10 protein-coding genes are annotated in these 5,173 nt (G+C 27.2%); 1 reads left to right on the top strand and 9 read right to left on the bottom strand.

The window, feature by feature from the left end:
- Positions 1 to 234 (top strand): CFAP298 family protein (locus KC460_05075; GenBank protein MCA9770714.1); only part of this gene is annotated, 234 nt, incomplete at its 5' end.
- Between the two features lie 77 nt (positions 235 to 311).
- Here KC460_05075 and KC460_05070 read toward each other — a convergent pair.
- The 9 genes from KC460_05070 to KC460_05030 all read right to left on the bottom strand — a co-directional run bounded on the left by KC460_05070 (position 312) and on the right by KC460_05030 (position 4,957).
- Positions 312 to 950 carry a ribosomal protein L13e gene (locus KC460_05070; protein ID MCA9770713.1) on the bottom strand — a complete coding sequence of 213 codons (639 nt, stop codon included), beginning with the start codon at positions 948 to 950 and terminating at the stop codon, positions 312 to 314.
- Between the two features lie 172 nt (positions 951 to 1,122).
- Positions 1,123 to 1,323: a hypothetical protein gene (locus KC460_05065; GenBank protein ID MCA9770712.1), complete on the bottom strand. Its 201-nt coding sequence runs from the start codon at positions 1,321 to 1,323 to the stop codon at positions 1,123 to 1,125.
- Positions 1,324 to 1,446: 123 nt separating this feature from the next.
- Positions 1,447 to 1,824: a cytochrome c oxidase subunit 3 gene (locus tag KC460_05060; protein ID MCA9770711.1), complete on the bottom strand. Its 378-nt coding sequence runs from the start codon at positions 1,822 to 1,824 to the stop codon at positions 1,447 to 1,449.
- A 363-nt stretch (positions 1,825 to 2,187) separates the two neighbouring features.
- Positions 2,188 to 2,283: a cytochrome c oxidase subunit 3 gene (locus tag KC460_05055; protein MCA9770710.1), complete on the bottom strand. Its 96-nt coding sequence runs from the start codon at positions 2,281 to 2,283 to the stop codon at positions 2,188 to 2,190.
- Between the two features lie 349 nt (positions 2,284 to 2,632).
- Entirely contained in the window at positions 2,633 to 2,986 is a 354-nt protein-coding gene (locus tag KC460_05050; protein ID MCA9770709.1) for a hypothetical protein, read from the bottom strand.
- 45 nt (positions 2,987 to 3,031) lie between these two features.
- Entirely contained in the window at positions 3,032 to 3,271 is a 240-nt protein-coding gene (locus KC460_05045; GenBank protein ID MCA9770708.1) for a hypothetical protein, read from the bottom strand.
- A 786-nt stretch (positions 3,272 to 4,057) separates the two neighbouring features.
- Positions 4,058 to 4,186, bottom strand: coding sequence for an NADH-quinone oxidoreductase subunit H (locus KC460_05040; protein ID MCA9770707.1), 129 nt, complete (start codon positions 4,184 to 4,186; stop codon positions 4,058 to 4,060).
- Between the two features lie 6 nt (positions 4,187 to 4,192).
- The gene (locus tag KC460_05035) at positions 4,193 to 4,537 is read right to left on the bottom strand and encodes an NADH-quinone oxidoreductase subunit H (GenBank protein MCA9770706.1); all 345 of its coding nucleotides are present in this window, start codon (positions 4,535 to 4,537) and stop codon (positions 4,193 to 4,195) included.
- A gap of 144 nt (positions 4,538 to 4,681) precedes the next feature.
- Positions 4,682 to 4,957, bottom strand: coding sequence for an NADH-quinone oxidoreductase subunit H (locus KC460_05030; protein MCA9770705.1), 276 nt, complete (start codon positions 4,955 to 4,957; stop codon positions 4,682 to 4,684).
- Positions 4,958 to 5,173 lie beyond the last annotated feature (216 nt).

The raw sequence follows: 5,173 nt of genomic DNA, 5'->3' as shown, positions 1-5,173 counted from the left end.
AAGATTGTAGTTAGACTTCAAAAATCAGGAGCTGGTGCACCTGTACGCGAGCCAGCAGTGGATGAAGAAACTTATAAAAAAATGTTGTCTTATTATTATAAAAAACAAGAGGAACAAAAGAAATTAGAAGAAGATAATGATGACCATTATATGAATTCGGCATGGGCAGACCCAAAAAACCTCAAAAATCAGCTGCACGGCGGTCAGGAGATCAAGTGGAAGCCTTTTAAATAAAAAAATGAAAACTGTTAAATAAAAGAACTTTTTAAATTCAAATTGTGTTAGTTCCCTACTTTTTAAAGATATTGACTTTAGCGTTGATTGCTAGCTTCTTTAGCTTTCTTTTGTCTTTTTCCTTCGTGTTTTTGATTGGTTCTTTCTTGTCTTAATCTTCTATAGACTTTTTCTTTTTTGAAGTCTTCAAAAGCCTTGGCGCCGACCGCTTTGACTCTAGATACAACATAAGGAGTCAAACCCATAACCACTCTTTCTTTCTTTTGTTGTGCGACAACCTTCTCCAAAGTTTCTTTGGTACTATCATTAACCAATCCTTTCTTTGGTTTATCAGCTTTCTTTGGGAACAGGATCAATTTGCTCACATATGCTTGTAATCTTCTTTTATTGAGCTCCAAAGACTCTTGGGATTTATTTCTTCTTCTGTGATCAACAGCAATGCCAATACTTCTCGCAAAAGTCACACCCAATCCAGCTTCTTTGATTTCTTGTAAGGTGAATCCGCGGCCTGTTTTCACTTTGGAGTTATAACGAATCGTTTGGCCTCGAACCACGGGGCGTAATGCCTCAGCTGGGCGGGGGAATAAAGCTGTCGCTTTTTCTTTACGATGTACCAAACGCCTGCGTTTACGGGCTGGCTGGTTGAACCATGTTCGCACATATTTTTGCCAATGTTTGCGCTGATGCACGTTTGGGATAACGTTGTTGTGCTTCATAGATGTTTTCTATCGGTCTATTGGTCGTTTTTTAGAGAAAATCTTTTAGATGAGATTTTTTATAAAACAAGCAAGATTTAAACAATAAATAAAAAAATTTTTTTTAAAAAAAAAAAAACAATTAATTTTTAAAAATTAATTGTTATCAGTGAATTTTTTTTAAAAGACGCCGTCACTGTTCTTTTCTATATCTATTTATTCTAAATTCTTTTTTATCTTCGTAAGCCAAAATATATTGTTCAAAAAAACCTAAGATATCCTTTACTACTTTTGATTTTTTAGCTAAATCATATTCAAAATTTATATTAGTAGAAAATCTAAAATTAGGATCAGTATTTATATTCTTAAAATAAAAATCTGTAGTTAAGTTCATGTAAATACTAGCCTTATTTGGTACATAAAAAATACTAGGTTGAGAACTAAAATATTTTGCATTTGGTCATAAATATAATAATAAATAAAGAAGAATTCAAACAACATCAACAAAATGTCAATATCAAGCTGCTGCTTCAAAAGCAAAATGATTATGATGACAAAAATGTCCTAAACGCAATCTAAAAGCACAAACTATTAAAAAAATAGTACCTATAATTACATGAAATCCGTGAAATCCTGTAAGTAAATAAAAAATAGATCCATAAACACCATCATTCATAGAAAAACCACTGTATATATACTCATTAGACTGTAGTAAAATAAAGTATAAACCTAAATATATTGTAAATAACAATAGTCTATAACTTGGACGAAATAGTTCTATTCTCAAATAAGAATGTGAAACTGTTAAAACAAAACCTGAAGTCAATAATATTGCAGTATTTAAAAGGGGTATCTTATATGGATTAACTAAGACACCATGTGAATAAAAATTCAAATACATTTTTGAATGATTTCAAAACAATGTTCCAGGATTACCATAAGCTTGTCTTTTAAAGAAAAAAGAAACAAGTTTACTTGGCATCTTATCTATAGAAGCATATATACTTTTAGGTTTTTTGTAAACTCTTCTATTTGAATCGTGTTTTTCAATTAAATTATCAAAATCAGTAGGATCATAAAAAAAATTATCTACTTCATGACTTTCATTGATTAACATAGGTGTTTGAGTTTTTATAATATCAGAAAATCTTGATTGTGGGTAATTTAAATTTTCTGATAAAAAATAAATAACTATTCCCTGAGGTGGTCAAATTCCACCAGAAAATATACTAGGAGTAAGAGAATAGTGAAATAATGATCAAAAAAATCCAAAGAAAAACATAACTTCACTAATTAAAAATAATATGAAGCCAGAACGTAAACAAGAATTAACTATACTTGTATGATAACCCATGTAAACGCCTTCACGAATAATATCTCTAAATCAAAAAATAAAAGCACTAATTAAGCTTACTACACCACAAAAAAGGGGTATTCCGGTATAACCGTGCATTCATAAAACCATACCAATAACTAATAAAAAAGCACAAGCTGAACTATAAATTGGTCAAGGGCTAGGAGATACAACATGTAATTTATGTTTTTGTGTTCTTCCCCTGTTTAAAATATATTGAAATACCAATTTTTTATGTTTTGACAACGCATCATAGTATTTCTTAAAACTTTTACGCTGCTCTTTTAAATTTGTTCTTTTATATTTTATTATAAGTGGTGCGTTATTTTTCTTTAAAGCGCTAGCCATTCTATTGCTTTTTTAGATTACAAGAGGATAAAGTCTTTTTCATAGTTGATAATTTTTCTTTATTAAAAATTTTTTCTAAAGCAGAAAAATTACTTTCACCTGTTAGACCTCCATTATTAATTTTTTCTTTCAATACAGTACACAAATTTTTTATAATAACAGTTCGTTCTTTATAATAATCTACTAAAAGTGGGAATAAAATTTCCTTTAATCGTAAATGCATAAATAAAATAAAATCATTGAAAGCTAAAACTTTTATTTCAATCGGCATAAATGCATGATTAACGCCACAAAGCTCACTACATTGACCCCAAGATGTTCCCACTAGAGGTATATTCAATATTTGCTGATTTATACGACCAGGGACAGCATCAAGTTTAACACCATAACTTGGAACAGCTCAACTATGAATTACATCATTTGAGGTAATAAGTAACCTAATTGGGGTTTTTGAAGGAATAACTAAACACTGATCAGTAGTTAAAAGTCTTAAAAATTTTGGATCTTTTGCTATTATCATATTACTATCAATAGTTAATCTTTTTGGAATCTGATCGAAGATAATCTTATCTTTAGCTTTTAATAATTTTTGTCCAGAAAAATTCTTTAGAACTTTTGACTTTTGTTCATTTATATACATTACAATGTCGTCTAAAGTTCTACCTAAAACAAAATTTTCATGAGTTAAATGTTTTTTAAAAATTTCTACAACATTAAAATCATTATATTCATAAGTTCAATATCATTGATTTCCAATAACAGTTATATTAAATACAGGGTCAACATAAGATTCGTTATAATAAAGCATAACCACAGAAGGATAAGCTATAGCAACTAATATTAAAGCTGGAAATATAACTCAAAAAAATTCTAAAACCGGAGCATGAGAAACTTGGTCTTTTAAAGAACTTTTTATATCCTCCTTATAAAAATTCATAAATTTAAATTTATTAATATATAAATTGTATCTAATTCAATTTAAAAATTTTGGAAAAATATCTAAATAATTTTCAGTATAAAAAATTTCTTTAAAAACCATTTTATTTGGAGGAAACATTAGTTTTACATGAAAAAAAAAATAAGTTCTAAAAAAAGATAAAAAAATAAAAATAAATGTAAAAATTATAATTCCAATTAAAAAAGTCATAACATAATGATATAAAATCATTATATTATACATTTGAATTGTTTTTGGATTTTTAAAAGTTATGGTATATGGGTTTAGGTAATCGTTTTGGTAAAAAATTTTGAAAAGGGGCAAAGAAATGCTAAAAATCAATATATAAAGGGAGGGTATAAAAAATTTATGTAAATTTTTTGTAGTCATCATTTTTATTTTTATTATTTTTTTTTATTAATTTAAAAAAAATGTAACAGAAATAACAGTTAAAAAAAAAAAAGAGAGACTTGCCGGCAATACAAATTTTCAACCAAGTCGCATAAGTTGATCATATCTGTAACGAGGGATAACTGCTATTAATAAAAAAAAAAAAAAGTATATAAATAATAATTTTAAAATATAAAAGATAATTGAAAAACTTTGAAAAAAGAATATGGTAGTTCATCCTCCAAGAAAAAGATGATTTATTAGGAATACCATTAACAAAATTGAAGCATATTCAGCTAAAAAAAAAAAAGCAAAATAAGAGGAAGAATATTCTGTATTAAACCCACCAACTAATTCTGACTCTGCTTCAGGTAGATCAAATGGATGTCTATTAGTTTCAGCTAAAGAGGAGACTAAAAAAAGTAAAAATAGTATTGGTAAATAAAAAGCAAAATAACCATTACAATCTTGAAATTCTATAATGTCTATTAAATTAAGAGATTTTGGGAATAGAGCTAAAGTACACATTATTATTGCTATACTAATGTCGTAAGCAATTAATTGAGCCGTTGATCTCAATGATCCCAAAAAACTATATCTAGAACCAGAAGATCATCCAGCTAAAATAATACCATAAATATGTAAAATAGAACTAGTAAATATAAACAATAAAGCTATATTTGAATCTACTAAAATAGATGAATAAGAAAATGGTATGAAGGCTCAAGCAGAAATAGCAAAAAATAAGGAAATAAGGGGAGAAATAATAAATATTATTAAGTTTGAATTTCTAGGAAAAATTGATTCTTTTATAATTAATTTTAAAGCATCAGCAAACGGTTGTAATAATCCTGAAAAACCTACAACATTAGGACCCCTCCTATTCTGAGTTGATGCAATTATCTTTCGCTCTATAAGAGTCAAAAAGGCAACGCTAAGAAGCAACCCAATTATAATAAGCAGAGATAACAAAATGGACAAAATTAGGGTATTTAACATTTTTCTTCTAAATTATTTTTATTATTAAAAAATTTTAAAAAAATTTTTTCTAGTAAATCAAAATTTTTTGAGAAAAAAAATAAAAAAAAAAAATATAAAAAATATTGTAAAGAAAAAATCCTACCACACATTAAATATGGAGCTTCAATAGGTTGGCTTCCAATAAAAGCCAATAAACAACAAGTAACAAAAAAAAATCAAAACAAAAAAATTTCA

This window comes from Candidatus Dependentiae bacterium, from assembly GCA_020431705.1.
Taxonomy (GTDB): Bacteria; Babelota; Babeliae; order Babelales; family Vermiphilaceae; genus JAGQHQ01.
Note: the sequence above shows the minus strand (reverse complement) of the source record. Positions and strands in the feature narration are given on the sequence as shown.